General features: G+C 62.2%; 24 protein-coding genes and 1 tRNA gene. 16 read left to right on the top strand and 9 right to left on the bottom strand.

The genetic code is table 11. The annotated features are described in order from the left end of the window. Positions 1-18: 18 nt before the first annotated feature. Both AKL28_RS04010 and AKL28_RS04005 read right to left on the bottom strand, forming a co-directional pair. On the bottom strand, positions 19-897 hold the full coding sequence (locus tag AKL28_RS04010; RefSeq protein ID WP_050466756.1) for a MaoC/PaaZ C-terminal domain-containing protein: 879 nt from the start codon (positions 895-897) through the stop codon (positions 19-21). A 34-nt stretch (positions 898-931) separates the two neighbouring features. Continuing rightward, a complete protein-coding gene (locus tag AKL28_RS04005; RefSeq protein ID WP_050466805.1) occupies positions 932-1837 on the bottom strand; it encodes an SDR family oxidoreductase in 906 nt (301 codons plus the stop codon). Between the two features lie 722 nt (positions 1838-2559). On the opposite strand from AKL28_RS04005, the gene AKL28_RS04000 reads away from it, so the two are divergent. Further along, positions 2560-3447: an IclR family transcriptional regulator gene (locus AKL28_RS04000; protein WP_050466755.1), complete on the top strand. Its 888-nt coding sequence runs from the start codon at positions 2560-2562 to the stop codon at positions 3445-3447. Further along, on the top strand, positions 3434-4303 hold the full coding sequence (locus AKL28_RS03995; RefSeq protein ID WP_050466754.1) for an IclR family transcriptional regulator: 870 nt from the start codon (positions 3434-3436) through the stop codon (positions 4301-4303). The genes AKL28_RS04000 and AKL28_RS03995 overlap by 14 nt, the downstream gene beginning before the upstream one ends. A 26-nt stretch (positions 4304-4329) precedes the next feature. Here the strand turns inward: AKL28_RS03995 and AKL28_RS03990 are convergent, their stop codons facing one another. Together AKL28_RS03990 and AKL28_RS03985 are read right to left on the bottom strand one after the other, a co-directional pair. Continuing rightward, positions 4330-5874 (bottom strand): CYTH and CHAD domain-containing protein, encoded by a 1545-nt coding sequence (locus AKL28_RS03990; protein WP_050466753.1) that lies wholly within the window; start codon positions 5872-5874, stop codon positions 4330-4332. Between the two features lie 27 nt (positions 5875-5901). After that, positions 5902-6699: an AraC family transcriptional regulator gene (locus AKL28_RS03985; protein ID WP_050466752.1), complete on the bottom strand. Its 798-nt coding sequence runs from the start codon at positions 6697-6699 to the stop codon at positions 5902-5904. A 111-nt stretch (positions 6700-6810) separates the two neighbouring features. On the opposite strand from AKL28_RS03985, the gene AKL28_RS03980 reads away from it, so the two are divergent. Together AKL28_RS03980 and AKL28_RS03975 are read left to right on the top strand one after the other, a co-directional pair. Further along, the gene (locus tag AKL28_RS03980; RefSeq protein ID WP_082221351.1) at positions 6811-8031 is read left to right on the top strand and encodes an MFS transporter; all 1221 of its coding nucleotides are present in this window, start codon (positions 6811-6813) and stop codon (positions 8029-8031) included. Positions 8032-8041: 10 nt separating this feature from the next. Then, complete coding sequence (locus tag AKL28_RS03975) at positions 8042-8620, top strand: pyridoxamine 5'-phosphate oxidase family protein (RefSeq protein WP_050466751.1); 579 nt, start codon at positions 8042-8044, stop codon at positions 8618-8620. Between the two features lie 28 nt (positions 8621-8648). Here AKL28_RS03975 and AKL28_RS03970 read toward each other — a convergent pair whose 3' ends face one another. Together AKL28_RS03970 and AKL28_RS03965 are read right to left on the bottom strand one after the other, a co-directional pair. Beyond that, positions 8649-9023 (bottom strand): NUDIX hydrolase, encoded by a 375-nt coding sequence (locus tag AKL28_RS03970; RefSeq protein ID WP_050466750.1) that lies wholly within the window; start codon positions 9021-9023, stop codon positions 8649-8651. Between the two features lie 16 nt (positions 9024-9039). Beyond that, positions 9040-10002 carry a 5'-nucleotidase gene (locus AKL28_RS03965; RefSeq protein ID WP_050466749.1) on the bottom strand — a complete coding sequence of 321 codons (963 nt, stop codon included), beginning with the start codon at positions 10000-10002 and terminating at the stop codon, positions 9040-9042. A gap of 311 nt (positions 10003-10313) precedes the next feature. Here AKL28_RS03965 and AKL28_RS03960 point away from each other — a divergent pair, with 311 nt between their 5' ends. The 6 genes from AKL28_RS03960 (at position 10314) to otnI (ending at position 16561) form a co-directional block, all read left to right on the top strand. After that, positions 10314-11015: a FadR/GntR family transcriptional regulator gene (locus AKL28_RS03960; RefSeq protein WP_050466748.1), complete on the top strand. Its 702-nt coding sequence runs from the start codon at positions 10314-10316 to the stop codon at positions 11013-11015. Between the two features lie 114 nt (positions 11016-11129). Further along, a complete protein-coding gene (gene ltnD, locus AKL28_RS03955) occupies positions 11130-12038 on the top strand; it encodes an L-threonate dehydrogenase (protein WP_269432168.1) in 909 nt (302 codons plus the stop codon). A 35-nt stretch (positions 12039-12073) separates the two neighbouring features. Continuing rightward, the gene (otnK, locus tag AKL28_RS03950) at positions 12074-13360 is read left to right on the top strand and encodes a 3-oxo-tetronate kinase (protein WP_050466746.1); all 1287 of its coding nucleotides are present in this window, start codon (positions 12074-12076) and stop codon (positions 13358-13360) included. Further along, a complete protein-coding gene (gene otnC / locus AKL28_RS03945) occupies positions 13357-13992 on the top strand; it encodes a 3-oxo-tetronate 4-phosphate decarboxylase (RefSeq protein WP_050466745.1) in 636 nt (211 codons plus the stop codon). The genes otnK and otnC overlap by 4 nt, the downstream gene beginning before the upstream one ends. A gap of 334 nt (positions 13993-14326) precedes the next feature. Further along, a complete protein-coding gene (locus AKL28_RS03940) occupies positions 14327-15640 on the top strand; it encodes an MFS transporter (RefSeq protein WP_050466744.1) in 1314 nt (437 codons plus the stop codon). A gap of 117 nt (positions 15641-15757) precedes the next feature. Then, a complete protein-coding gene (gene otnI, locus AKL28_RS03935; protein WP_050466743.1) occupies positions 15758-16561 on the top strand; it encodes a 2-oxo-tetronate isomerase in 804 nt (267 codons plus the stop codon). Between the two features lie 107 nt (positions 16562-16668). Here otnI and AKL28_RS24790 read toward each other — a convergent pair whose 3' ends face one another. Further along, positions 16669-16824 (bottom strand): hypothetical protein, encoded by a 156-nt coding sequence (locus tag AKL28_RS24790; protein WP_197091040.1) that lies wholly within the window; start codon positions 16822-16824, stop codon positions 16669-16671. Positions 16825-17493: 669 nt separating this feature from the next. Between AKL28_RS24790 and mqo the strand changes: the two genes are divergently transcribed. The 4 genes from mqo (at position 17494) to AKL28_RS03910 (ending at position 22875) form a co-directional block, all read left to right on the top strand. Beyond that, complete coding sequence (gene mqo, locus AKL28_RS03930; RefSeq protein WP_050466742.1) at positions 17494-19143, top strand: malate dehydrogenase (quinone); 1650 nt, start codon at positions 17494-17496, stop codon at positions 19141-19143. A 325-nt stretch (positions 19144-19468) separates the two neighbouring features. Beyond that, on the top strand, positions 19469-20659 hold the full coding sequence (locus AKL28_RS03920; RefSeq protein ID WP_050466740.1) for a porin: 1191 nt from the start codon (positions 19469-19471) through the stop codon (positions 20657-20659). Between the two features lie 58 nt (positions 20660-20717). After that, the gene (locus AKL28_RS03915; protein ID WP_050466739.1) at positions 20718-21089 is read left to right on the top strand and encodes a hypothetical protein; all 372 of its coding nucleotides are present in this window, start codon (positions 20718-20720) and stop codon (positions 21087-21089) included. 211 nt (positions 21090-21300) lie between these two features. Continuing rightward, complete coding sequence (locus tag AKL28_RS03910; RefSeq protein WP_050466738.1) at positions 21301-22875, top strand: tetratricopeptide repeat protein; 1575 nt, start codon at positions 21301-21303, stop codon at positions 22873-22875. 242 nt (positions 22876-23117) lie between these two features. Here AKL28_RS03910 and AKL28_RS03905 read toward each other — a convergent pair. Further along, positions 23118-23193: transfer RNA gene (locus tag AKL28_RS03905), tRNA-Phe, on the bottom strand. Positions 23194-23269: 76 nt separating this feature from the next. Here AKL28_RS03905 and AKL28_RS03900 point away from each other — a divergent pair. After that, entirely contained in the window at positions 23270-24511 is a 1242-nt protein-coding gene (locus AKL28_RS03900) for a UbiH/UbiF family hydroxylase (protein ID WP_414735684.1), read from the top strand. Positions 24512-24689: 178 nt separating this feature from the next. Further along, entirely contained in the window at positions 24690-25460 is a 771-nt protein-coding gene (locus AKL28_RS03895) for a DsbC family protein (RefSeq protein WP_050466736.1), read from the top strand. An 86-nt stretch (positions 25461-25546) separates the two neighbouring features. Here AKL28_RS03895 and pth read toward each other — a convergent pair whose 3' ends face one another. Continuing rightward, the gene (gene pth, locus AKL28_RS03890) at positions 25547-26125 is read right to left on the bottom strand and encodes an aminoacyl-tRNA hydrolase (protein ID WP_050466735.1); all 579 of its coding nucleotides are present in this window, start codon (positions 26123-26125) and stop codon (positions 25547-25549) included. Between the last annotated feature and the right edge of the window lie 120 nt (positions 26126-26245).

The following is a 26245-nucleotide window of genomic DNA, read 5'->3' as shown; positions in this document are numbered from 1 at the left end:
TCTTGCGATGTAGGGGGATCAGGCGGCGATTTCAGCCGTGCCGTTGGCTAGCACGACCTGGTTGCGTTCGACCGCGCGCGACTGGAACTGCAGTTGCGCGCCGTCGCGCCAGATCTCGGTCCTGATGGTTTCGCCGGGATAGACCGGCGCTGAAAAACGTGTGGCGAGCGCGCGCAAGCGGCTGGCGTCGTAACCGCAGCAGCTGCGCACCAGCGCATGGCAAGCCACGCCGTAAGTGGCCAGCCCATGCAGGATGGGTGAAGAAAAGCCGGCGCGGCGCGCGGTCTGCGGATCGGCATGCAGCGGATTGCGGTCGGCCGACAGGCGATAGACCAGCGCGCTTTCGGGGCGCGTCGGCAATTCGCACACCAGGTCGGGCTCGCGCTGGGGCACGGCCGGCATGGCGGGCGGCGATTCGTCGCTCGGCTGGCCCTGTTCGGCAAAGCCGCCATCGCCGCGGCAAAAGCTGGTCTGCTCGACGGTGGCCAGCAACTCGCCAGACCGGTCGCGCAGTTCGCGCTCGACGATCAGCAGGGCGCCCTTGTCGCGGCCCTTGTCGATCACCGACTTCACGCGCGATACGCCGGTGCCCGTACCCGCCGACGGCAGCGGGCGATGCAGGCGCAGGCGCTGCTCCCCGTGCACTACCTTCAGCAGGTCGACGCCGGCTTCCGGCGCGCCCATCCACAGGCCGGGGTGCGCCAGTATCACGGCCATGCTGGGCATGGCCTGCAGGTTTTTCTCATAGACGAAGCGCAGCGCGCCTTCGCCATCATGCGACGCCGCTGCGGCGCCGACGCCGATGCCCAGCGCGTACAGCATGCTGTCGTCTTCGCCGTAGCTGTGCTGCAGCACCGGGAAGTTCCAGTTCTTCAGCTTGTGATAGTCGATGGCCATGGGCGTCGTCCTTGTGATCGAGAATGACGGCGGCTTATACCGGGTCCCACTGGAACACGTCGGCCGAACGGTCCAGCGGGATGAAGCAGGCCTTCAACGCCGGGATCGCATGCTCGGCTACCGTCTGCGGCGTCCAGCCTTCGGCGCGGTGGATCGAGCGCAGCGGGCGCGGCTGGCTCATCAGGAAGATCTCGTTGTTGCGCACCGTGAAGACCTGGCCGTTGACATCGGCCGCGGCATCGCTGGCGAGGTAGGCCGCCAGCGGCGCGATTTTGTCCGGCGTCATCTGCTTGATCTTTTCCACGCGCGCCTGCTGCTCTTCGTTCTTGACCGGGATCGAGCTGATCATGCGGCTCCAGGCGAAGGGGGCGATGCAGTTGGAACGCACGTTGAATTTCTGCATGTCCAGCGCAATCGATTTGGACAGCGCGGTCAGGCCCAGCTTGGCGGCCGAATAGTTGGCCTGGCCCAGGTTGCCGATCAGGCCGGAGGTGGAGGTCATGTGCACCAGGCTGCCCGATTGCTGTTCGCGGAAATGCACGGCGGCGGCGCGGCTGACGTTGTAGGCGCCGTATAGGTGCACCTTGAGTACGGCATCCCATTCGTCGCCGCTCATCTTGTGGAACAGTGCATCGCGCAGGATGCCGGCGTTGTTGACGACGCAATCGATGCGGCCGAAGGTTTGCACTGCCTGTTCGACGATGCGTTCGGCGCTGGCGGCATCGGCCACGCTGTCGGTGTTGGGCGCGGCGCGGCCGCCGGCGGCCTTGATCTCATCGGCGACCTGTTGCGCGGGGCCGGTACTGGCGCCCTCGCCGGTGAGCGAAGCGCCGATGTCGTTGACCACCACGGCGGCGCCCTGACGCGCCATCGCCAGCGCGATCTCGCGCCCGATGCCGCCGCCCGAGCCGGTGACGATGACTACCTTGCCTTCCAACATGCGTGTATTGCTCATGGCTGTCTTTCCCTGTTCGGAAACGATGGGCAAGGCTGCGCCCTGCGGGCGTTCTCGCATTCTCGTTTCGGTTGGCTGGTGGCGGCGGCGCGCCTGCATGGATTGCCGCCTTCGCTTCTTCCGCGCTGCTGTCGGGCGGAAAAAACGTGTCTCTCTTGCGATGTTTCTTGGTGTTCTGCCGGCGGGTAGTGCGGCGTCGTCATGGACGCTTCCGGTGCTGCGATGTGCGTATAGTCTGGAAGCGGGGAAAGGGTGTCAAGCAGGGTTTTGACGGTGTTCCGTACAACGAAATATCGTTAGCCCTTCCAAAACATGATGTGACAGGTTCGGGTATTGCATCGCTGCATCGTGCACTGCGGGATAAACCGGTGGAGACGGCGTGAATTGAATAAAGGCAGGCGCTATGCGGGCCTGTTGCGGCTTTTTCCGTTGCTGGTACGACGACTGGCGCGGCGCAGCAAGGCGTGTTCGCCATTCAAAACGGTATTGAATATTTCAAAGTACGGAACATAAAATATTCATTGGTTGACCCTGCCGCGGCGGCTGCCGCATGGTGTCGGCAGAGCGCGAAAAATACGCTTGCAGGTTCGCGTGCGGCAGCGCGCGGAAAAAACGGACGCGCATCCACACGCAGATGCGCGGCAAGGAGACTCAATGAATTTCGCCATCTTGTTTGCACCGCATGGCTTGCGGCATGAAGGGCGCGCATGAAGACGGCCGTGCGCAAGCCGGCGCGGCGCGTCAAGGATGTGCGCATCGTGCTGCGTGCGCCCAATCCCCCTGAATACCGCGACGGCAATACCCCGGTGCGGGCCGATGCGTCGGCACAAGGCACCATCAAGCCGATCGAACGCGGCTTTGCCGTGCTCGATGCCTTTCTCGGCGAGGCCGACTGGCTGGCCAACCAGGACATTGCGCTGCGCACCGGTTTGCCCAAGGCCACCGTCTCGCGCCTGGCACAGACCCTCACCGCGCTGGGCTACCTGACCTACAGCGAGCAGCGCCGCAAATACCGGCTGGCGGTATCGGTGCTCACGCTCGGTTTCGCCGCCATGGTCGATACCGACGTGGTGCTGCAGGCGCGCCCGCTGATGCAGAAACTGGCCGACGACAACGGCGTGTTCGTCGCGCTGGCCGGCCGCGACGGCCTGGACATGATCTTCTTTGAAAACTGCCATAGCGCATCCAATACCGCCACCGTCGGCCTGGGCGTGGGCGAACATATGCCGATGGCGTCGTCGCCGGTCGGGTGGGCATTGCTGGCTTGCCTGCACGAGAACGAGCGCGGCTACCTGCTGGACCACATGCGGCCCTACCACAAGCGCGACGAGTGGATGGCGGTGCGCCAGAAGCTGACCGATGCCGAAACCCAGATCGGCGAAAAATCGTATTGCGTCTCTACCGGCGACTGGGGGCCGGACATCACCGTGGTGGCCACGCCGCTGAAACTGGCCGACCGCTTGCCGATGGTGCTTCTGTGCGCCGGGCAGTCGCGCACGCTGACCAAGGCGCGGGTGGAACAGAAGGCCGGCCCGCAATTGCTGGCGATGCGGCGGAAGTTGCAGGAAATGGAGGCGCAGCGTGCGCAGGCTTGATCTATCGAAGCGGCACAATGGGCGCGCCGAAGACGCCGCCTTGCCCGATGTGGTGCATGACGATGCCGCGGCCGGAACGGAAGCATCGGCCGGCACCCATACGCTGGAGCGCGCACTCAAGCTGCTTAAGGTATTCCATGGCAGCGCCAAGCCGCTCACACATGCCGAACTGGTACGCCGTACCGGCTATTCGAAAGCGTCGGTGTCGCGCCTGACTGCGACCCTGGTGGCGCTGGGCTACCTCGACCGCGCTCCGGACGGCGTGCGCGTGCAGATTGGCGTGCGCGGCCTGCGGCTGGGCCATAAATATCTCGCCAACAGCCCGGTGCCCGAGATCGCGCGACCCATCATGCAGGATTTCGCCGACCGCTATGACATGTCGGTCGGATTGGCCGTGGCCGACCAGCTCGACATGGTCTACATCCAGTACTGCAACAGCAGCAAGATCGCCACCCTGCGCTTGGGCGTGGGGCGGACGGTGCCGATGGCGCTCAGTTCCATCGGCCGCGCCTATGTGTGGTCGCAGCCGCCGGAGCAGCGCCAGCGTTTGCTGTTTTCGATCTGGAAGAAAAGCGGCGAACACGGTCCGCAGGTGGTGGCGAAGATGGAGCGTGCCTTCGGTGATCTCGACACCCACGGCTATTGCCTGGCGGCCGGCGAATACCAGCGCGACACCTTCGCCATCAGCGTGCCGCTGGCGCTGGGCGATCCGCCCATGATGATGGGGCTGAACTGCAGCGCAGTGGGGCCCTTGCCCGATCGGCTGATGATCCGCGATGAGCTGGCGCCGGCGCTGATGAAGACTGCGCGCCTGTTGAAACTGGAACTCGATGCGGTTGACAGCAGCTTGTTCTGACAGCTGCCCTTGCCATTCACGGTTGGTTATTGCGGCAGCTGCTGCGCTTTCCATTTCTTCCATAACCGGCGAATCTTTTCTTCGCCGTCGCCCACTTGCGCGGCCAGGAAGCCGCGCGCATAGCCGATGCCGGAAGCCAGCGCCGGGTGCTTGGCCTGCAGTTCGTCCAGCAGGTTGTTGGCGACCGTGATGTCGTTGAGCAGGCCGAGTTGGTCTTGCAGGCGCGATAGCGCCTTGAGGTAGGGCTTGCTGTTCTTTTCGCGGTACAGTGCCTGGAAGAATTCGGTGTCGTAGCGCATCTTCTTGGCAGCGATGCGGGCACGGTGGCGCGAGCGGGGATCGTCTTCCATCTTGCTGCCGCGCTTTTTCATGCGCTTCTCATCATGGCGCAGCATCTCCCGCGCGAAGCGGGAGAGCGGCTGTGCCAGCGCCGCCAGTTGTTCCACGGTCATCGTTTCGCGCCATTGCGCGGCCAGCATCCAGCGGCTCAAATGCAGTGCCAGTGCCGTGTAGCGGGGCGATGCCACAACCTGTACCGCGGCCTTGTGCATGGTCCGCGCCTGCCTGTACGCCGCGTCCCGAACCACATCCAGGCTGGTTGCATCGGCCTGTCCGGACGGCACCGATGCCAGGGTGGCGCCGGCCAGCACATCCCAATCGCGTGCGGCGCCAATGTGCGTGGACAACCATTCGAATTCGTCCGCCAGTCCATCCGGCAGCGCGATCACTTCGCGAAACAGCGTGAAGGCCGAACGCAGGCGGCGCAGGCCTACCCGCATCTGGTGCAGGCGTTCCACATCCTGGGCATCGCCATCGGCGATGTCGTTGGCCTGGATCTGTTCCACGCAGTTGCCGACGATGGCGATGAAGGCTTGTTCCACGCTCATCTTCTTCGACAGCGCCAGCGCGGCCGCCCTGGCGGCGCTGCTGGCGGGCGCGCTGCCAGCGGCCCGGTGGTACAGCGTGTAGCCGCGCTGGGCCTTGCTCTGGATGCCGATGCGCAGCGGAATGTCTTGCATCAGCGCCAGCGCGAAATCGAACAGCGCCAGCGGGTTGCCGGCCTTGAGTTCGAGTTCGATCTCGCACACGTCGGTCTTCAGGTCGCCATGTTCGACCGTGCCACGGTCGAGCACGAACTCCACTTCGACGCCATCGGGCAGGGCCAGGTCCCACAGCATGCGTTTGATCCGGGTGGCGAAGATGGGGCGGATCCGTTCGGCCACGCCGGGCGTCAAGACCTTCCTTGCCCATTTGGCGTTGGCCGGCACCATCTCGCGCAGGGCCGCGAGGTCAGGCTGTTCGCCCGCTACCTGCGACTCCCATTCGTTGCGCTGGTGCAGGCCGCCCTGCACGCCGCCGCCGGCTTTCAGGGTCTGGATGTATTCGTCGCCGGTGCGCCGTACGCGCAGGCCGGCATCATTGCGGCGCAAGTCGTTGCCGGGAGTATCGAAGTACACGCCGGTCTGGTCCTTGGTGCGTGGCGCGGCCGATGCATGGCGTGCCAGCAGCGGATGCCTGATCAGCGCCTTGACGTGTCCGGGGGCGAGCAGCAGTTTCAGTTCGGTTTCCATGGTCGTGGGGAATAGGTAGGAGGGGATTCAGGCAGCCTGGCGCTCGGCGATATAGCGCGCCGGTGGTTTGCCAAGGGCTTTCCTGAACATGGTGATGAAGGCGCTGACCGACTCGTAGCCCAGTTCTTGCGACACGCGCTGCACCGACGATCCGGAGGCCAGCTGCTGCAGCGCCACCATGATGTGGATCTGCTGGCGCCAGCGGCCGAAGGTCATGCCGGTCTCGGCCAGCACGAAGCGCGCGAAGCTGCGTTCGCTCATGGCACAGTGCGCGGCCCAGTCGGCCACGGTGCTGCGGTCGGACGGTTGTTCGGCCAGCGCGCGCGCCACGCCGCGCAGCCGCGAATGCGAAGGGATGGGCAAGTGCAGGGGCAGGTTCTGCGTCTTCACCTGTTCCAGCTCTTCGGTCAGCAGCGCGGCCAGGCGGGCGGTGCGGCTGCTTGCGGTGTAGTCCTGCGGCAGGTCGGCCAGGTGCCGGATCATCTGCACCACCAGGGCGTTGAGTTCGAGCGTGCAGCAGGATTGCGGCATCGACGCCGCCTCCGGCGCGACGAACAGGAAACACACCTGGCCGTCGGCGGTGACGCGGTTGCTGTGTGCGATGCCGCCGGGTATCCACACCCCCGACTGCGGCGGCACGATCCACATGCCCTGCGACGTTTCGCAGGTCACCGCACCGTGCAGCGCGACCACCAGTTGCCCTTTGCTGTGCGTATGGAACGGCACTTCGCATTCGTTTTCGCTGGTGTGCACGCGCAGCGCCACCACCGCAGGTTCCAGGCAGTCGGGGTCGAAATCGATGAGGCAGGCGCGCAAGGTGGACATGGTCAGGGCTATCCGCGATTGGCAGTTTTTAGCAATATCTTGGCATTGTAGCCAAATACATGAAGGACCGGATTGCGTAAGCTGGCATATCCATTGATCCAGCTCACATCCATGCAGAACTCTTCCGCCCCGTCTTCCACTTCGCCATCATCAGGCCGTACCGCCATCCAGGGCGCGGGCCTGCTCATTGTCGGCATCCTGCTGATCGCCGCCAACCTGCGTGCGCCGGTGACCGGCGTGGGGCCGCTGTTGGGCCTGTTGCAGCAGGCCTTCGGCCTGGGCGCCGGCGCTGCCGGCCTGCTGGTGACGCTGCCGTTGCTGTGCTTTGCGCTGGTGTCGCCGCTGTCGGCGTGGGCGGCGCGCGATCTTGGATTGGAGCGCACGCTGTTTCTCGCGCTGGCGCTGATCGCTGCCGGTATCGTGCTGCGTTCGGCCGGTTCGCTCACTGCGTTGCTGGTTGGCACCTGCGTGATCGGCTGCGGCATCGCGGCCGGCAATGTACTGCTGCCCAGCCTGTTGAAGCGCGATTTCCCCGATGACATGACGCGCCTGACCGCGATCTACGCCATCACCATGGGCGGTGCTTCGGCGCTGGGTTCGGTGTGTGCGGTGCCGCTGGCGCAGGCGCTGGGATGGTCATGGGCGCTGACCGCTTTCATCGTGCTGCCGCTGGCGGCGATGCTGGCGTGGCTGCCGCAATTGCGCCGGCACACCGCGCCGGCATCGGCCTCGCGCGCCAGGGGCGGCGCCATGTGGCGTTCGGCGCTGGCCTGGCAGGTGACGCTGTTCCTCGGTTTCAATTCCTTCGTCTATTACGTGGTGACGGCATGGCTGCCCTCCATCCTTTCCGCCTCCGGCTACAGTGCGGTGGCGGCCGGCAATTTGCACGGCCTGTTGCAACTGGCATCGGCGCTGCCGGGCTTGCTGCTGGTGCCGCTGGTGCGTCGCCTGAAAGACCAGCGCCTGCTTGCCGCCGGCATGGCGGCCTGCACGGTGCTTTCGGTGCTGGGATTGATCGCGGCGCCCGGGCTGGCCATGGCATGGGTACCGCTGTTCGGCTTCGGTACCGGTGCGGTGTTCATCCTCGGCCTGTCCTTTGTCGGCCTGCGCGTTGCCACGCCGCAGCAGGCGGCGGCGCTGTCGGCCATGGCGCAAAGCGTCGGCTACCTGATGGCCGCTACCGGCCCCAGTCTGGTCGGCCGCATCCACGACGCCGCTGGCAACTGGAACCTGGTGCTGGGTATCTGCGCGCTGCTGTCGGTGCTGATGGGAATCTTTGGTATGCTCGCCGGCCGCGCCGGGAAAGTCATCGGCGCCGCGCATACCGGTTGAGAGGATAACCATGCAGCACGCCACCCTGGACGACATCGAACAACTTGCCTGGCAATGCCTGGCCGAAGGCGCGGGTCCGGGGCTGTCGCCGTTCACGATGTGGCAGCTTGCCACGGCCGGCCTGGACGGTGCGCCGCAGGCCAGGACAGTGGTGTTGCGCGGCGCCGACCGCGCATCGCGCCGGGTGGTATTCCATACCGACCTGCGTTCGGCCAAGGTGGCTGAACTGCGCCGCGAGCCGCGCGTGTCGATGGTGGCCTGCGACTTGCCCAACTACCGCCAGATCCGGTTGGAGGGCAGGGCGACGATCCATGCGGATGACACAGTTTCACGCGCCGCCTGGAGTGCCGGCCGGCCGCATACGCTGATCCTCTACCAGACCCCGTACGCACCCGGCACGCCGATGGCGGCGCCGGAGCTGGCGCATGTGCCGGACGATGCGGATCCTGCCTTGGGGTATGCCAATTTCGCGGTGGTCAACGTGGATTTGTCGCGTATCGAATACCTGGACATTTCGCCTGGGGCGCATCGGCGGGTGGCGATGGACTTGTCCGGGACGGATGTTGTATCGCAGTGGATCGCGCCTTGAGGGATATCCGGGCGCGCGGCGCTCAATACTACAGGCTCCGTTCTATCGAGGCCCGATAACCCGCCGGCAGGTTTTCCGGAAGCGCATTCGCCGCAAACAATCCCATTCGTTTGTGTTCATGGCTGATGATGTCCGGGGCAAAGTCGCCGATGAGCGTGCAGCCGTAGGTGGCGATAAATACCCGCTTGCCGGGGACCACCTCGAACATCCAGGCATCGATGATGGCGCCCACTTCCACGCGCAAGTTCAGTTCTTCCCCGATTTCCCGCGCAAGGCATTGCTGCGGCGTTTCGCCGGATTCGATCCGGCCGCCCGGCAGTTCCCATTCGTTGCGTTCGTTTTCCAGCAGGACGATTTTGCCGTCCGGCGCCTGCAGCACGCCTTTGATGGAGACCGGATACATGTGGGTGGTTTCCTGTTCAGCGCTTGGCGGCTCGGCTTGCGGCCTTGACGGCGACACCGGACTTGCGCGCACGGCCCGCCAGTTGTCCGCCCTTGTAGGGCACACGGCCAGAGGGCACCACTACCGCGGCAGTTTCGACATGGCCTTCCTGGTCGTCGAAGAACATATGGGCGCCGAAGGCTTGCAGCACGTCGGTTTTCTTCAGGCCGCCGAGGAAGAACGCTTCGTCGACGTTGACGTTCCAGGTGCGCAGCGTATGGATCACGCGCTGGTGCGCCGGGCTGTTGCGCGCGGTGACGATGGCGATGCGCACCGGGCATTCCTTGGGCGGGAACTGTTTCTGGATGGCCGACAGCGCCAGCAGCAGCTTGGCGAACGGGCCTTCCTTCATGGCTTTCTTGCGGTGGCGCTGTTCGTGTTTGGCGAAGGCCTCCAGGCCCTTCTCGGCGAAGATGCGCTCGGACTCCGGCGAGAACAGTACGGCGTCGCCGTCGAAGGCGATGCGGATCTGGTTTTCCGGCGCGCTGTATTCAACCGGTGCGGTGTAGAGCTGGGCGGCGGCGACGCCGGCGTCGATGGCTTCCTGCACGTCGCCGGTGTCGCGCGAGAGGAACAGGTCGATCTTGAAGGCCTTGAGGTAAGGCGCGGTCGGACCGCCGCCGGTGAAGGCCGCACGGCTGATGTCGAGCTTGTGGGCAGCGATGGCGTTGAAGGCGCGCAAGCCGGTGTCGGGCGTATTGCGCGAAATGACCACCACTTCCACCAGGCGGCGTTCGGGAATCAGGTCGTTGAGCCTGAGCAGCGCCTTGACCAGCGGGAAGGCCGTGCCTGGTTCCAGTGCGTCATTCTCGTGTGTGCGCTGGTAGTCGGCGTAGACATCTACCCCTTGCTCGTCGTAGATGGCGTTTTCTGCCTCGAGGTCGAACAGGGCGCGCGAGGAGATTCCGATGACGAGTTTGTCTGAAAGGTCGTAGGGCATGAAGGCATTTCCGTAACTGGCTGGCGAACCGTGATTGTAGAGCGGTGCCGGATCTTGCGTTGGCCTTGTGGGCTGGTTTATCAGGCCTGGTGGTGCGGCCCGGGAGAATGGAAGTCGGCTAAACCTCCAGTTATACGAAATTTTAATGTCTGGAGCGAACCTGCCGATATAACTGATTAACGTCGCTCAATTGTTTTTATTTAGTCCAATTCGAGGCCGTTTCTCCCGGCAAAAAGAAAAAATCGCGTTGCCGAGTTATCGATAAATTTGTATGATGACCGGATAACCTTACGATAACGACGCGAGACAGCATGTTTCAGAAAATCCCCGCACAGGCGCTGAGCGACACAGTTGCCCGGCAACTGCTGGAAAACATCGATGCCGGCGCTTTTCCCCGTGGCAGCAAGCTGCCGACCGAAGTGGTGCTGGCGCAGGAGTTCGGTGTCAGCCGCACGGTGGTGCGCGAGGCGATTTCGCGCCTGAAGCATGAGGGCGTGGTGGAGCCGCGCCAGGGCAGCGGCGTTTTCGTGACGGAGCAGGCGGGCATCAAGCCGCTGCGCATTGACTATGCTGAAGTAAGTTCGCCCGATGCGGTGCTGCAGATCGTTGAGCTGCGCCGCGCCATCGAGGCGGAAGTGGCGGCCCAGGCGGCCAAGCGCCGCACCGATGAAGACATCGCCGCCATCGACGCGGCGCTGGCGCGCATCGGTTCGGATGTGGCTGCCGGCGGCGACGGCGTGGAAGCCGATGTGGCTTTCCACCGCGCGCTGGCGCAGGCCACGCGCAATCCTTACTTCATCAAGACACTGGAGTTCCTCTCGCAATACCTGGAGGCGGCCACGGCGGTCACGCGCGGCAACGAAGCCCGCTACGAGGATTTCTCGCGCCAGGTGCGCGAGGAGCACGAAGCCATCGTCGAGGCGATCCGCGCCGGTGACGAGATGGCGGCGCGCAACGCGGCGCAGGCGCATATGTTCAATGCGGCGCGCCGGCTGAGCCAGGGCCAGAGCTAGTCCTGGCGCGCAAGGATTTTGGAACAGGCGACGCCGGCCCCGAGCCGGCGTCACATCATCAACCGGCGTAGCGGTCTGCATCACGATAATTGCAGCGGCGCCTTTTGCTTCTCAGTGGAGACAACAATGTCGAAGAATGTAGGTGTGATCGGTTTGGGTGCGATGGGCTTCGGCGTCGCCAGTTCCCTGTTGCGTGCCGGTTTCAATGTGCATGCCTGTGATGTGCGCCGCGAAGTGCTGGACAAGTTCGCCGCTGCCGGCGGCGTGGCCTGCGCTAATCCGGCCGAGCTGGCCAAGTCGGTCGATGTGGTGATCACGCTGGTGGTCAACGCCGCCCAGACCGACGCCGTGCTGTTCGGCGAGAACGGCGTGGTATCCACCTTGAAGCCGGGCAGCGTGGTGATCTCCAGCGCTACCGTGGCGCCGGACTTCGCCGTCGAACTGGGCAAGCGCCTGGGCGAGAAGGGCCTGCTGCTGCTGGACGCGCCGGTCTCCGGCGGCGCCGCGCGCGCGGCTTCCGGCGAAATGACCATGATGACCTCCGGCCCCGACGAGGTGTACGCCAGGATTGAAGACGTGCTGCAAGGCATGGCCGGCAAGGTCTACCGCCTGGGCAACGTGCACGGCATCGGCTCCAAGGTCAAGATCATCAACCAGTTGCTGGCCGGCGTGCACATCGCCGCCTCGGCTGAAGCGATGGCACTGGGCCTGCGCGAAGGCGTGAACCCGGACGCGCTGTACGACGTCATCACCCACAGCGCCGGCAATTCCTGGATGTTCGAGAACCGCGTGCCGCACATCCTGAACGGCGACTACACGCCGCTGTCGGCCGTCGATATCTTCGTCAAGGACCTGGGGCTGGTGCTCGATACCGCCCGCCGCAGCAAGTTCCCGTTGCCGCTGTCGGCGGCTGCCCACCAGATGTTCATGATGGCGTCCACTGCGGGCCACGGCGGCGAGGATGATTCGGCCGTGATCAAGATCTTCCCGGGCATCGACCTGCCCCCGGCCAAGGCCAAGTAACGCTTATCAGCATCGAACAGATTCCGGAGACCATCATGTCCCAAGCTAAACCTCTCCTCGGCTGCATCGCCGACGACTTCACCGGCGCCACCGACCTGGCCAACATGCTGGTGCGCGGCGGCATGCGCACCGTGCAAACCATCGGCGTGCCGGCCGAGATGCCCGCCGTCGCCGCCGACGCGCTGGTGATCGCACTCAAGTCGCGCACCATCCCCGCCGCCGACGCCATCGAGCAATCGCTGGCCGCGCTGCGCTGGCTGCAGCAGCAGGGCTGCACGCAGTTCTTCTTCAAGTACTGCTCCACTTTCGATTCCACCGACGCCGGCAACATCGGCCAGGTGACCGATGCATTGATGAAGGAATTGGGCGTGGACTTCACCATCGCCTGCCCGGCCTTCCCGGAAAATGGCCGCACCATCTACCGCGGCTACCTGTTCGTGGCCGATGTGCTGCTGAACGAATCCGGCATGGAGAACCATCCGCTCACACCGATGACCGATGCCAACCTGGTGCGCGTACTGCAGCGCCAGACCGGATCCAAGGTCGGCCTGGTGCGCTACGACGCTGTTGCGCGCGGCGCGGCTGCCGTGCAGGACCGCTTTGCCGCGCTGCGCGCCGATGGCGTGAAGATGGCGATTGCCGACGCGGTCTCCGATAAGGACTTGTTCACGCTGGGCGAAGCCTGCGCCGAACTGAAGCTGATCACTGGCGGCTCCGGCGTGGCCCTGGGCCTGCCCGAGAATTTCCGCCGCGCCGGTCTCTTGCACGCGGTTGGCGAAGCGGCGCAGTTGCCCAAGGTCGACGGCCTGTCCGTGGTGCTGGCCGGCAGCGCTTCCAAGGCCACCAACGCCCAGGTCGCCGAATGGAAGGCCAAGCGCCCGTCGTTCCGCATTGACCCGCTGGCGCTGGCGCGCGGCGAAGACGTGGTCGGCCTGGCGCTGGCTTTCGCCGACGAACGCATCAAGAACGAGCCGGTGCTGATCTACGCCACCGCCACCCCGGACGAAGTCAAGGCGGTGCAGAAGGAACTGGGCGTGGCCAAGGCCGGCCATATCGTCGAGCAGGCGCTGGCCTCGATTGCTTCGGGTTTGAAGCAGCGCGGCGTGCGCCAGTTCGTGGTGGCCGGCGGCGAGACCTCCGGCGCGGTGGTACAGGCGCTGGACGTGCGCGCGCTGCGCATCGGCCCGCAGATCGATCCGGGCGTGCCGGCCACGGCTACGCTGGATGAGCAGCCGGTTGCCCTGGCGCTGAAGTCGGGCAATTTCGGCACTGTCGATTTCTTCGAGAAGGCGCTGCGTGTATTGGCGGGGAAGACGGCATGAGCGTTGAAGCCAAACTGCGCGAAGAGATCTGCCGCATCGGCGCATCGCTCTACCAGCGCGGCTACACCGTCGGCTCGGCCGGCAACATCAGCGCACGGCTGGACGACGGCTGGCTGATCACGCCGACCGACGCCTGCCTCGGTTTCCTCGACCCGGCAGCGATCTCCAAGGTCGACGCCGGCGGCAACTGGGTGGCCGGCGACAAGCCGTCCAAGACCCTGGTGCTGCACCGTGCGGTGTATGACAACAACCCCGAGATGCATGCGGTGGTGCACACCCATTCCACCCACCTGGTCAGCCTGACCATCAAGGGCGTGTGGAAGGAAGAGGATGTGCTGCCGCCGATCACGCCTTACTACGTGATGAAGGTCGGCCATATCCCGCTGATCAAATATGCCCGTCCCGGTGCGCCGGAAGTGGCCGAACAGGTCGCCAGGATCGCCACCAAGGTGCGCGGCGTGCTGCTGGAGCGGCTTGGTCCGGTGGTGTGGGAAAGCTCGGTGTCCAAGGCCGCCTTCGCGCTGGAAGAGCTGGAAGAGACTGCCAAGCTGTGGCACTTGTCCGGCGGTGCCACGGGGTTGGAAGAGCCGGCCCTGCAAGAGCTGAGGGACGTATTCAAGGCGCGCTGGTAATCGGCGGGTCAAAACAAGCGCATCAAAACGTTAGCAACAAGCATGGCGGCGCTATCTGCGCCGCCATCCGTCTCCATGCCGATAGCCAACGGTTGGAGATGCAAGAGCCGGCACAAGACCGGACGATCAATGTTGAGAAAGCAGTCTGTCGTTTGCCCGCCTATACGCATCCGGGTGCAATAAGTGGAGCAGCACTTCATAGCGCCCGCGATGCAAGCCAGCCGATAACCGCCCGTTCATATTGAATCCATAAATTGCCTGCATGCGAATGCAGGCACCAAGCAACCAGCGGCCGCCACGAATGGCCGAATACTTCTTAGGGAGATGTCGTAGCATGACCACCGCAACAACCACTGGCGTCGCAAGCAGCGCCAACGATCAGTCCAAGGACGGGCTGTACAAGAAAGTCTTTTGGCGCATCATGCCGTTCCTGATGCTGTGCTATGTGATCGCTTATCTCGATCGCGTCAACGTCGGCTTCGCCAAGCTGCAGATGTCGGTCGACCTGGGTTTCTCGGAAACCGTGTTCGGCCTGGGCGCCGGCCTGTTCTTCATCGGCTACTTCCTGTTTGAAGTGCCCAGCAATGTCCTGATGCACAAGGTCGGCGCGCGCATCTGGATCGCCCGCATCATGGTCACCTGGGGCATCCTGTCGGCCGTCTTCATGTTCGTGCAGACCCCGACCCAGTTCTACGTCCTGCGCTTCCTGCTGGGCCTGGCTGAGGCGGGCTTCTATCCCGGCATCATCCTGTACCTGACCTACTGGTTCCCGTCGCACCGCCGCGCCAAGGTGATCGCGGTGTTCATGTCCGGCATCCCGGTCGCCGGCATCCTGGGCAACCCGCTGTCGGGCTGGATCATGGATGCCTTCCATGGCAGCAGCGGCATGCAGGGCTGGCAGTGGATGTTCGTGATCGAAGCGATCCCGGCCGTGCTGATCGGCCTGGTCACGCTGTTCTACCTGGATAACGACGTCAAGAGCGCCAAGTGGCTGACCGACGATGAGAAGAAGGTCCTGCAAGCCGACATCGACGGCGACCAGAAGGGCAAGGAAAGCGGTCACAGCTTCGGCGACATCGTCAAGGATGCGCGCGTGTGGCTGATGTGCCTGATTTACTTCTCCTTTGTCATGGGCCAGTACGGCCTGACGCTGTGGATGCCGACCCTGGTCAAGGCTACCGGCGTGACCGGCAACCTGCAGATCGGCCTGCTGTCGGCCATTCCGTTCGGTTGCGCCATCGTCGCCATGAACCTGATCGGCCGCAGCGCCGACCGCAAGCGTGAGCGCCGTTGGCACCTGGTGGTGCCGGCCATGATGGGTTGCGTCGGTTTCATCGGTGCGGCGCTGTTCGCCGATAACACCGTGATCTCGATCGCTTCGCTGTCGCTGGCTGCCGCCGGTGTGCTGACCTGCGCACCGCTGTTCTGGTCGCTGCCGACTTCGTTCCTGTCGGGCGCCGCCGCAGCGGTCGGTATCGCTGCCATCAATTCGGTGGGCAACCTGGCGGGCTTCGTCAGCCCTTACCTGATCGGTTACTTCAAGGACCTGACCAAGAGCAACGCGATCGGCATGTACATGCTGGCCGTGATGCTGGTGGTCGGTGCGATTGCTACACTGGTGACCAAGCCTGGCGTGGTCAACAAGTAAGACGAGCAACAATAAAGCCCGCACGCGAATGCCTGCGGGCTTTTCAGTTTTTCACCCGGCCTGTCTTTCGCAGTTCGCAAAAAGCGGGCAGGCACATCAACATTCAAGGAGAGCACGATGCTGCGTTTTGCCGCCAACCTGAGCATGATGTATGTCGAACATGACTTCCTGGACCGTTTCGCCGCCGCGGCGAAGGACGGCTTCCCGGGTGTCGAATTCCTGTTCCCGTACGACTACCAGCCTGAGGAAATCAAGTCCCGCCTGGACGCCAACGGCCTGACCCAGGCGCTGTTCAACGCGCCCCCGGGCGACTGGGCTGCCGGCGAGCGCGGCATCGCTTCGCTGCCTGGCCGCGAAGACGAATTCAAGCGCAGCATCGAAACCGCGCTGAAGTACGCTTCGGTGATCGGCAACAAGACGCTGCACGTCATGGCAGGCCTGATCAAGCCGGAGCAAGACCGCGCCAGGCACCGTGCGGTGTACATGGATAACCTGTCCTACGCCGCCCACCAGGCCGAATCGGCCGGCATCACTGTGGTGATCGAGCCGATCAACACCCGCAACATTCCGGGCTTCTTCCTGAACCGCCAGGATGATGCGCAGGCCATCTGCGCCGAAATCGGCGCCGAGAACCTGAAGGTGCAGTTCGACTGTTACCACTGCCAGATCGTCGAAGGCGACGTTGCCGTCAAGTTGAAGCGCGACATGGCCGGCATCGGCCACATCCAGATCGCCGGCGTGCCTGAGCGCCACGAGCCGGACGTGGGCGAGCTGAACTATCCCTACTTGCTTAAGCTGATCGACACGCTCGGCTACCAGGGCTGGATCGGCTGCGAATACAATCCTGCCGGCGCCACCTCGGCCGGCCTGGGCTGGCTCAAGGCAATCGCTGCACAGGGATTGACCCAGTTGAAGGCTTGATCGGAGCAGTTGCTGTATGGCCGCATATGGGCCACAAACAAAAAAGCGGAACGCATGCGTTCCGCTTTTTTCTTATGCATCAGGCAGGCGCGCAGGCGCTGCCGCCATCACACAGGCACGTTTTTGGCCTGCTCGGTCACCGAGTCCTTATTGCGGCATTTCACGCAGGTTGCGTAATGCCATATGGCCGACGCCAGTGGATGCATGCCTTCCTTCCGGCCGCATTGGCGGCAAATCAGATTGCCCTGTTCAGGGATGTTCATTATTGATCCAGGTCGAATGAAGGAGGCTGTCTGCGCATGCGAATGCATGAGCCCGGCGGCAACGCTCAGGCTTGCGATTCTACTTGCTGTTGCACATCTTTGCCCGCGGGTTTTTTGCCTTGTGGATTTTTCCCGTGTAAAGGGGCGGTTCAGGGCGGGGCAACTGCGCATCCATTTACCCTTATTGGTGCAATGGGTTTGGGTTTTTGTGCCCCCGGAGCGGCCGGGGTGAGGGATATCCGTCATCGCCAGCATCGGCGCAACATGTTAAGCTTGCCGCCTCAACATGACCCAATCCCGGTTCGCTCTGATGGAGACGTTTTTGTACAGGCATCGCTCAAATGCCGGAGACAGGAATCGGACAGGCAGTTGAATCCGGCAGGCACACTGAGCCGGGCTTAGTGTGCGTTGTGGCCATCGTCGGCCACACCCGGCAAGTGTTGCGCCCCCGACGGTTGGCGCAGCGCGGGCGGAATGGCAGGAATGCTGCGCTTGACCTTTCAGGTCGGCCAGCCCTGGCGTCTGCGAAGCCGGTTGTCTGAAATCCCCAAGTTCATGCAGGTATGCGCCATCGGTGACGAAAGTGCGCTTTTTTGCCGTTGCATCCTGCATTTGTCATTTGTGCAAGCTTGGGGGACGGATCTCACTTCATCAAACATGGATTAGACAATGTTGAAAAAATCCTTCCTGGCATTGCTGGGTTTTGTATTTGCGCTGGTGCTGGCACCGGCGTCGCAGGCGGCCGACGTCAAGAAAGTCGACGTGCTGCTGATCGGTGGCGGCATCATGAGCTCCACGCTGGCGGTCTGGCTCAATGAGCTGGAACCTGGCTGGTCGATGGAAATGGTCGAACGCCTGGACGGCGTCGCCCAGGAAAGCTCCAACGGCTGGAACAACGCCGGTACCGGCCACTCGGCGCTGGCCGAGCTGAACTACACGCCGGAGAACAAGGATGGCAAGATCGAGATCGCCAAGGCGATCGAGATCAACGAAGCCTTCCAGATCTCGCGCCAGTTCTGGGCCTGGCAGGTCAAGAACAAGGTGCTGAAGAATCCGCGTTCGTTCATCAACTCGACCCCGCACATGAGCTTCATCTGGGGCGACGACAATGTGGCCTACCTGAAGAAGCGCTATGAAGCGCTGCAGGCCAGCCCGCTGTTTGCCGGCATGCAGTATTCGGAAGACCACGAGCAGATCAAGAAGTGGGTGCCGCTGATGATGGAAGGGCGCGATCCCAAGCAGAAGCTGGCCGCCACCTGGACGCCGCTGGGCACCGACGTCAACTTCGGTGAAATCACCCGCCAGTTCGCCGGCTACCTGCAGACCCGTCCCAATTTCACGCTCAAGCTCTCCAGCGAAGTGCGCGATATCAAGCGTAATGCCGATGGCACCTGGCGTATCGGTTACAAGAACCTGAAGGATGGCACCACCACCGAGACCGACGCCAAGTTCGTCTTTATCGGCGCCGGCGGCGGCGCACTGAAGCTGCTGCAAAAGTCCGGCATTCCCGAAGCGCGTGAATACGCAGGCTTCCCGGTAGGCGGCTCCTTCCTGGTGACCGACAACCCGGCTGTGGCCGAGCGCCACCTGGCGAAGGCCTATGGCAAGGCCTCGGTCGGCGCGCCGCCGATGTCGGTGCCGCACCTTGATACTCGCGTATTGGACGGCAAGCGCGTGATCCTGTTCGGCCCCTTCGCGACCTTCTCCACCAAGTTCCTCAAGGAAGGCTCGTATTGGGACCTGTTCTCCACCACCACCACGCACAATGCCTGGCCGATGGCGAAGGTCGGCATCGCCGAATACCCGCTGGTGGAATACCTGGCCGGCCAGCTGATGCTGTCGGATGACGAGCGTTTCGCGGCGCTCAAGGAATATTTCCCCAATGCAAAGAAGGAAGACTGGCGCCTGTGGCAAGCCGGCCAGCGCGTGCAGATCATCAAGCGCGATGAAGACAAGGGCGGCGTGCTGAAGCTGGGCACCGAGATCGTCGCTGCAAAGGACGGCAGCATCGCCGGTCTGCTGGGGGCATCGCCGGGCGCATCGACCGCTGCGCCGATCATGCTCACCGTGCTGGAAAAAGTGTTCAAGGACAAGGTTGCCACACCCGCATGGCAAGCCCGGATCCGCGAGATCGTGCCGAGCTACGGCACCAAGCTGAACGACCATCCCGACCAGGTCGCCAAGGAATGGGCCTACACCAGCGACGTGCTGCAACTGGCGCCGCCCCCGGCCATCGCACCTAAACTGGTGCAGCCCGACGCCGGTCGTGCCAGCATGAACAAGCCGAAGGAAAACGCGGCAGCCGACATGGCGCTGTGACCGTGATGCTTTGATATCTGGCACATAAAAGTAAAGGCAGCCCAGGCTGTAATGCCGTCCAGTGGATCACTGGACGGCATTTTTATTTGTACTGTTGCAACGTGCCGCCCGCCAGAATTTACTCATCAGTAGCGCAGTGCGCATTGGCGAAATAGTGAATTTCCACGATAAAAAAATACAACAGATGCCATTTTAATTTTTTGATCTCATCTAAAAAATTGCTTCTATAAACAAAGGTGAAGTCATGAAGAATCAGAAGCATTAATGTCTGTGCATCCGACTGAAAGTACGGATCCTCAAGACTATTTTTATAGAAGGATGTCAAATGAAAAAATCTCTGCTGGCACTAGCCGTTCTCGGCGCGTTCGCAGGTGCTGCTCATGCACAAAGCTCCGTCACCATCTACGGTATCGTTGATACTGGCGTTGTCTACCAAAGCAAGGTAGCGACCAGCACTGGTGGCACTGGCAGCAAATTTTCTCTCAACTCGGGTGTCATCCAGGGTTCGCGCATCGGCTTCAAGGGTGCTGAAGATCTGGGCGGCGGCCTGAAGGCAGTGTTCAATCTGGAAGTCGGATTTGCCAACGACACCGGCGCCCTGCAAGGCTCCGATGCATCGACTTCTTCGAACCTGTTCCGTCGCAAGTCGGTCGTCGGTCTGTCCGGTGGCTTCGGTAGCGTATTGCTGGGTCGCCAAACCGACTTCGCCGATACCATTTCCTCTTACACCTCCGTCAACGACTTCGGTGGCTGGACCGGTAACGTGGGCCACAACCTGGATCGCCTGGAAGGTACCCGTACCAACAACTCGATCAGCTATACCACCAACAACCTGAGTGGCTTTACCGGTAACCTGATCTACGGTTTCGGCGAAACCGCTGGTCAAACTTCCGCCGGCCAGGCTTTCGGCGCCGGCTTGAAGTACGACAACGGTCCCCTGGGTCTGGGCCTGAACTACTACCAGTCCAAGGCGAACGGCTCGGGCTACTCGGCTGACACCAGCCTGATCCCATCGTCGAGCACCACCGCTTCGGTCAACACTCAGGCCGGTACTGCTGGCAGCACTGCTTTCAAGGGCTGGAACCTGGTGGCTTCGTACCAGTTTGGTCCGGCACGCGTGTACGGCAACTGGTCGCGCGTCAAGCAAGACCTGAACACCCAGGCTAACCTGACCGCTGCCGGCGTTGGCTCGCTGGGTACATTGACCAACCGTACCCTGGCGCGCGCAAACAAGGCTGACGTGTACGAAATCGGTACCGCTTACGACCTGAGCCCGTCGCTGAAACTGCTGGCTGCAGTGGACCGCACCAATGCGCAGTTCGACGGCGTGTCGGGCAAGGGCAAGCTGACCCAGCTCAGCCTCGGTACCGACTACTGGCTGTCCAAGCGTACCGACCTGTATGCCTTCCTGGCGTACACGAAGGCTACCGATATCGTCAACACCGGCGTGGCTGACAGCAGCGGTACCGATGGTAACCAAGGCGCCGTGGCCGTGGGTATCCGTCACAAGTTCTAATGCATCGGTCGTCATTCAGACGACAGTAGTCAGGACGTAAAAAAAGAGGGGGCACTGCATGATTCTTCATGCAGTGCCCTTCTTGTTTTCTATTCGCGAGAATCAGGAAATCGATTTTCGCTATCGCAATTACCAGCTCAGCAATAAGCGGGAAAGCCAATTCGGTGGAGCCGCTTCAACGTCGGATATCGCGCATTGGTGGCGCGTTTCTGACAGCTTTGTCATGTTGGATTTCGACGATGTCTTTGCACTTCTGAATGGTGATAGCGGCCTTCTATCGGAGCTTCTTAACAACCATCAGGCATTGGTAAGAGTCCATTTCGCCATTGAATTATCGGCACCAGTCACTGCCAAAATATCGCTGCCATCAAGCTTGGCGCTGATGGCAATTCCGGGTAACTGGAGCCACCAAACCGAACCACGTGCCTGACGCGACTTCATCGTCCATCGATCCCCAGGGCACAGAAATCCGACGCAACGATTTGCGCCGGCGGGGATTCTTTTGTCTTTGATTTTGTGAATCCAGTCGTCGTTACACGGACATTCATGTTGGAGAGATCTGATGCCGCACTACCTCGACCGTTCTGCGCATCTCCCCAGCCCCCATCTTCACTACGCTCACGAAAGCAACAGGTAACCACATGGCGACACGAGAAGAATTGGCCGTTATCAAAGCAGCACGGGCAGGAGAATCGAGGGCCCAACTGGCATTGGGAAGCCGCTACCTATATGGTGGAACAGGCCTGCCCAGAAGCAACGGTACTGCATTCTATTGGTTGAAGCGGGCGGCGCAACAAGGCGTCGATGATGCCTGGATGATGATCGGGCGCAATATCTCCTATGAACAGGTCAAGGATCTGTCATCCCCGCGCGAAGCCGCGATATGGTATGAGAAGGCGTTCGATGCGGGCATTACCCATGCCGGACTCACGTTTGCCCGCCTGGTCCTGGACAACACGGAGCAGTTCGACAGCAACAGCCATGCAAGGGCCATCGGCGCCTTGTCTTTCCTGGCCAGCAAAGACGATCATCAGGCGCAGTGGCTGCTTGCGCAGCAAATGCAGATGCATGGTCATGATGAGGATGACGACGACGATGCTATTGAGAAAAACCTGAAGTCGATCTTGCATGACGGCGCCTTCAGGCTTGAAGAACGCCTGATCACTGAGGCAGCGCATGCAGGCATTGAGCAAGCGCAATATGCCTTGCTGGATAAGGCCTGGAAAAAATCCGACTACGCGGGTTTTGCCCGCGATGCCGTTGTGCTGGTCGAGAAGCTGTTTGCGCGAAACTCCGTCGCGGTCGCGCAAATAGAAAAGGATGCGGATGTCACCAGCGGCATCTTCCTCTCATCCGAAGAGTCGACCCTGCTGCTGCGGTTTGCGCAATGGCGACTGCAGGCACAGAAGCCTGACCCGATCGAGATAGGGCATATCCTGGAATTGGCCGCCCTGGCTGGCAACACCGAGGCACAGTTCGAGCTCGGCCTCCTCTGCGCGAAGATTGATCGCCAGGGCAACAGGGTATTCATGGAGCATGGCCTGGCAAATTTCAAGAAAGCGCTCAACTGGCTGACGCTGGCCGGCGACGGCGGATCGGCGCTGGCATGGCATGCGCTGGCCAGAATCTATTCGCGTTCGATCTATTCGCAGCGCAACCTGGATGTCGCCTTGCAATACCTGGAAAAGGCCGCCGACATGGGCCTGGTGGAGGCGCAATACGAGTTCGCGCAGATCTCCTGGAGAAACCGCCGCGACGATAAGCTCAACGATGTCAGGGCGCTGTATTGGTGGCAAAAGGCGGCGGAGAAGGGAAATGAAAATGCCAAGGCCGCCCTGGAGGCATTTTCGGCCGGCTCCAATTTGAAGACTTGGGCCAAGGCTGCAATGGAGCACCTGAACGATAAATTCAGGAATGCGAATCCGTTTCTCAGTGCGCGGGTTGAACTGGCGGCGACGTTCGGGTTGACCAAGCCGGAAGCCTTGCTGATCGATGTCAAGAATGCTGACTATGGCCATTGCCTGGTGGTCGATATTTGCGGTTACTACGCAAGAAGCAAGCGTCGTCTGGTGGCCATCGAGACGGAGGAGCAACGTACTATATTGAATCGCATCGGCCGGTTGTTCAGTGATGTCGATTGCAGTTTCAACGGCCTTGAGGGGAATTACCGGCAGCGCCAATATCGCCTGAAGACGTCGTTTCCTGAAATCGCATAGGGCCGTGGGTAGGAGAGCTTGCTAACGCCGAAATGAAAAACGCCAACCGATGATGGTTGGCGTTTTGCTTGGGATATTCGTGATGGCCTGGAGCAGAATTGCATCACTGACGCAAGGATTTCAAGTACTTAGCAATTGGTATAAATCGATGCGTTGTATAAAAAGTGCTTCATAAATTCGAGAGCCCGGAACGAAAAAAGGACTTACATTTCTGTAAGTCCTTTTTCATTACTGCTTGTTCTTGGTGGCCCGGGGCGGAATCGAACCACCGACACAAGGATTTTCAATCCTCTGCTCTACCGACTGAGCTACCAGGCCAAGACGCAAGATTATAGCAAAGAAAAAAAATACTGCAAGGCCTTTCTCATAAATTGTTTATGAGGTGGCGTTTATAATGCGACTCATGACTTCCAATGCCCAATTCATGACTGCTTCGCCGGCTGCGGCCGGTACCGATATCTGCATCGTCGGCAATGGCGCGGTAGGCAAGACCGCTGTGCTTGGACTGGCGCAGGCGGGTTTGCGGGTGACGTTGCTGGCGCCGCCGTCGCGTCCGGCGCCGGACGATGAGGCCAGCTGGGATGTGCGCGTGTATGCGTTGAACCATACCGCGCGCCGGCTGCTGTCTTCGGTGCGCGTGTGGGAGGCGATGGATGCCGGGCGCATCGCGCCTGTGGACAACATGACGGTGCAGGGAGACGGTGCATCGGAGCAGGGCGGTGCGGGTTTGCTGTCGTTCGATGCCTACGGTGCGCGCACCGATGCGCTGGCGTGGATTGTCGAAGACCGCAATCTGGATGCCGCACTCAATGCCGCGCTGCGTTTCGCGCCCAATGTGAAACTGGTACAGGGCAGGGCGACTGCGCTGTCGGTTTCGGTGGAGGCGGCTACGCTCACGCTCGACTCCGGCGAGAGTATTTCGGCGCCGCTGGTGGTGGGCGCCGATGGTGGCCATTCGTGGGTGCGTGGCCAGTGCGATATCGGGCTCGATTATCGCGCGTACGGCCAGCGCGCCATGGTCACCAATTTCAGTTGCGAGAAGCCGCATCTGGGTGTGGCCTACCAATGGTTCAGCCCGGCCGAGGGCGTGGTTGCGCTGCTGCCGTTGCCGGGCAACCGCGTCTCGCTGGTGTGGTCGGCGCCGGATGCGCTGGCCGAGCAATTGCTGCGTTTGCCGTTGTCTGAGCTGGCGCAGCGGCTGGCGATCTGGGCCGCGCCGGTGCTGGGGGCGCTTGCGCCCTTGCAGCCGGAAGTGGTCAAGGCGTTCCCGCTGGCGCTGATCAAGCCGCACGCGATGATTGCCGATCGCGTGGCGCTGATCGGCGATGCCGCGCATGTCGTGCATCCGATGGCCGGCCACGGCATGAACCTGGGCTTTGCCGACGTCTCCACGCTGATCGACACGCTGGCCGCGCGCGAGCCGCAATACGATTGCGGCGACAGCCGTGTGCTGCGCCGCTATGCCCGTGCGCGCAAGGAAGAAGTCTTGCTGATGCAACTGGCCACCGATGGCTTGAACCGCATTTTTTCCACCGATGCCGAACCGCTGCGCATTGCGCGCAACATCGGGATGAACCTGGTCAACCACCTGCCTGTCTTAAAGCGTCGGCTGATCGCGCACGCGCTGGGCAAGTGAGGCAGGCCGATTTGAGGTAAGGTAACGCGCTTGTGCGGCTACGGCGGTTGTATCGTTTGTGCCGTTTGTTCCATTTATCAACCAATTCCCATGAGGTGACCGTCAGGGCAGGTGTGGCGCGGCTTCCAGGCCGATGCCCCCAGGATTGCCCGGACGTTTGATTTGAATCAGGACCACTATGAATAATTTTCTGACCACCGGCCCGGCGCGCACGCTGCGCCACATTGGCATGGCCGTGGCTGTACTGGCATCGACAGTGGCGGGTGTTTCCGCCCATGCGCAGGCCGAAGCGGCCGACAGCACCGAGGCCACTATCAAGAAGCTGATCGAACCGCGCCTGGGCCAGGGCGCCAAGGTCGATGCCGTGACCAAGACGCCATACTCCGGCCTGTATGAGATCCAGATCGACGGCGACGTGATCTATACCGACGCCAAGGCGCAATACCTGTTCATCGGCCGCGTGGTCGATTCGCAGACCTACCGCGACTTCACCAAGGAAAAGATCGAGGCCATCAACAAGGTGCCTTTCGCCGGCCTGCCGCTGGACAAGGCGATCAAGACCGTCAAGGGCAACGGCAAGCGCGTGATCGCGATCTTCGAGGATCCGAACTGCATCTACTGCAAGCGCCTGCACAAGACGCTGCAGGAAGTCGACAACACCACTGTCTATACTTTCCAGTACAACATCCTGTCGCCGGACTCCATCGTCAAGTCGCGCAACATCTGGTGCGCGCCCAATCCGAGCAAGGCCTGGAGCGACTGGATGGTCAACGGCAAGGAAGCGCCGGCGGCTGCCGCCAGCTGCAACGCGCCGCATGACGACGTGCTGGCGCTGGGCAAGAAGATGAAGATCACCGGTACGCCGACCATCATCTTCACCGACGGCTCGCGCGTGCCTGGCGCGATTGACGCCAAGGCGCTGGAACAGAAGCTGTCCTCGCTCAAGTAAGCAGGCAATGAAAAGGGGCGTCCGCATGGCGGGCGCCCCTTGTTTTTTTATTCGCTCGCGCGCGTCCAACCGGACGGCACGCGTATTCACTTGCTCGTGTGCAGCTCCATCATTGCCGCTTCGAACTTTCCCTGGCACAGCAGCGGGATGACGTTCAGGCTCTTGTCCAGCGCCTCGTTGATCAGCGCCTGTTCTTCCTTGCGCGGACGGTGCAGCACGAAGTCCGCCACCGGCTGCTGCAAGCCGAGCGTGCGCGGATGGCCGATGCCCAGCCGCAGGCGCCAGTAGTCTTGCGTGCCCAGCGCCGCGGTGATGTCCTTCAAGCCGTTGTGGCCACCGGACGAGCCGCCTTTCTTGATGCGCGCCACACCGGGCGCCAGGTCGAGTTCGTCATGCGCCACCAGCACTTCATCGGGCGCGATCTTGTAGAAGCGCGCGAGCGCGCCGACCGACTGGCCGGAGCGGTTCATGTAGGTCTGCGGCTCCAGCAGCCAGACTTCGTTGCCGGCGATCGATGTCTTGCCGGCCAGCGCGTTGAAACGCGCCTCGCGCGCCAGGCGCACCGGGCCGGCCAGGTTGTCGACCAGCCAGAAGCCTGCGTTGTGCCGGGTTTGTTCGTATTCCGGGCCGGGGTTGCCGAGGCCGACGATGAGGCGAATGGACATGTTGCAAAAATGGACAGAAGTGCGACGTTGAAACGGCGATTATCCCGAGTTTGCCGTTCCGCGTCCAATGTCAAGATTGGCGCACGCGGTTGAATTGCGTATCATCCAACGCTTGTTTTT

It is taken from the genome of Herbaspirillum chlorophenolicum (genome assembly GCF_001189955.1).
Lineage (GTDB): Bacteria > Pseudomonadota > Gammaproteobacteria > Burkholderiales > Burkholderiaceae_D > Herbaspirillum > Herbaspirillum chlorophenolicum.
The sequence above is the reverse complement of the archived record's forward strand: the minus strand, read 5'-3'. Positions and strand labels throughout refer to the sequence as shown.

Coding starts and splice junctions, on each gene's coding strand:
- AKL28_RS04010 (WP_050466756.1), bottom strand. CDS start 897: ATGGCCATCGACTATCACAAGCTGAAGAACTGGAACTTCCCGGTGCTG.
- AKL28_RS04005 (WP_050466805.1), bottom strand. CDS start 1,837: ATGTTGGAAGGCAAGGTAGTCATCGTCACCGGCTCGGGCGGCGGCATC.
- AKL28_RS04000 (WP_050466755.1), top strand. CDS start 2,560: ATGAAGACGGCCGTGCGCAAGCCGGCGCGGCGCGTCAAGGATGTGCGC.
- AKL28_RS03990 (WP_050466753.1), bottom strand. CDS start 5,874: ATGGAAACCGAACTGAAACTGCTGCTCGCCCCCGGACACGTCAAGGCG.
- AKL28_RS03985 (WP_050466752.1), bottom strand. CDS start 6,699: ATGTCCACCTTGCGCGCCTGCCTCATCGATTTCGACCCCGACTGCCTG.
- AKL28_RS03980 (WP_082221351.1), top strand. CDS start 6,811: ATGCAGAACTCTTCCGCCCCGTCTTCCACTTCGCCATCATCAGGCCGT.
- AKL28_RS03975 (WP_050466751.1), top strand. CDS start 8,042: ATGCAGCACGCCACCCTGGACGACATCGAACAACTTGCCTGGCAATGC.
- AKL28_RS03970 (WP_050466750.1), bottom strand. CDS start 9,023: ATGTATCCGGTCTCCATCAAAGGCGTGCTGCAGGCGCCGGACGGCAAA.
- AKL28_RS03965 (WP_050466749.1), bottom strand. CDS start 10,002: ATGCCCTACGACCTTTCAGACAAACTCGTCATCGGAATCTCCTCGCGC.
- AKL28_RS03960 (WP_050466748.1), top strand. CDS start 10,314: ATGTTTCAGAAAATCCCCGCACAGGCGCTGAGCGACACAGTTGCCCGG.
- otnK (WP_050466746.1), top strand. CDS start 12,074: ATGTCCCAAGCTAAACCTCTCCTCGGCTGCATCGCCGACGACTTCACC.
- otnC (WP_050466745.1), top strand. CDS start 13,357: ATGAGCGTTGAAGCCAAACTGCGCGAAGAGATCTGCCGCATCGGCGCA.
- AKL28_RS03940 (WP_050466744.1), top strand. CDS start 14,327: ATGACCACCGCAACAACCACTGGCGTCGCAAGCAGCGCCAACGATCAG.
- otnI (WP_050466743.1), top strand. CDS start 15,758: ATGCTGCGTTTTGCCGCCAACCTGAGCATGATGTATGTCGAACATGAC.
- AKL28_RS24790 (WP_197091040.1), bottom strand. CDS start 16,824: ATGAACATCCCTGAACAGGGCAATCTGATTTGCCGCCAATGCGGCCGG.
- mqo (WP_050466742.1), top strand. CDS start 17,494: ATGTTGAAAAAATCCTTCCTGGCATTGCTGGGTTTTGTATTTGCGCTG.
- AKL28_RS03920 (WP_050466740.1), top strand. CDS start 19,469: ATGAAAAAATCTCTGCTGGCACTAGCCGTTCTCGGCGCGTTCGCAGGT.
- AKL28_RS03915 (WP_050466739.1), top strand. CDS start 20,718: ATGATTCTTCATGCAGTGCCCTTCTTGTTTTCTATTCGCGAGAATCAG.
- AKL28_RS03910 (WP_050466738.1), top strand. CDS start 21,301: ATGGCGACACGAGAAGAATTGGCCGTTATCAAAGCAGCACGGGCAGGA.
- AKL28_RS03900 (WP_414735684.1), top strand. CDS start 23,270: ATGCGACTCATGACTTCCAATGCCCAATTCATGACTGCTTCGCCGGCT.
- AKL28_RS03895 (WP_050466736.1), top strand. CDS start 24,690: ATGAATAATTTTCTGACCACCGGCCCGGCGCGCACGCTGCGCCACATT.
- pth (WP_050466735.1), bottom strand. CDS start 26,125: ATGTCCATTCGCCTCATCGTCGGCCTCGGCAACCCCGGCCCGGAATAC.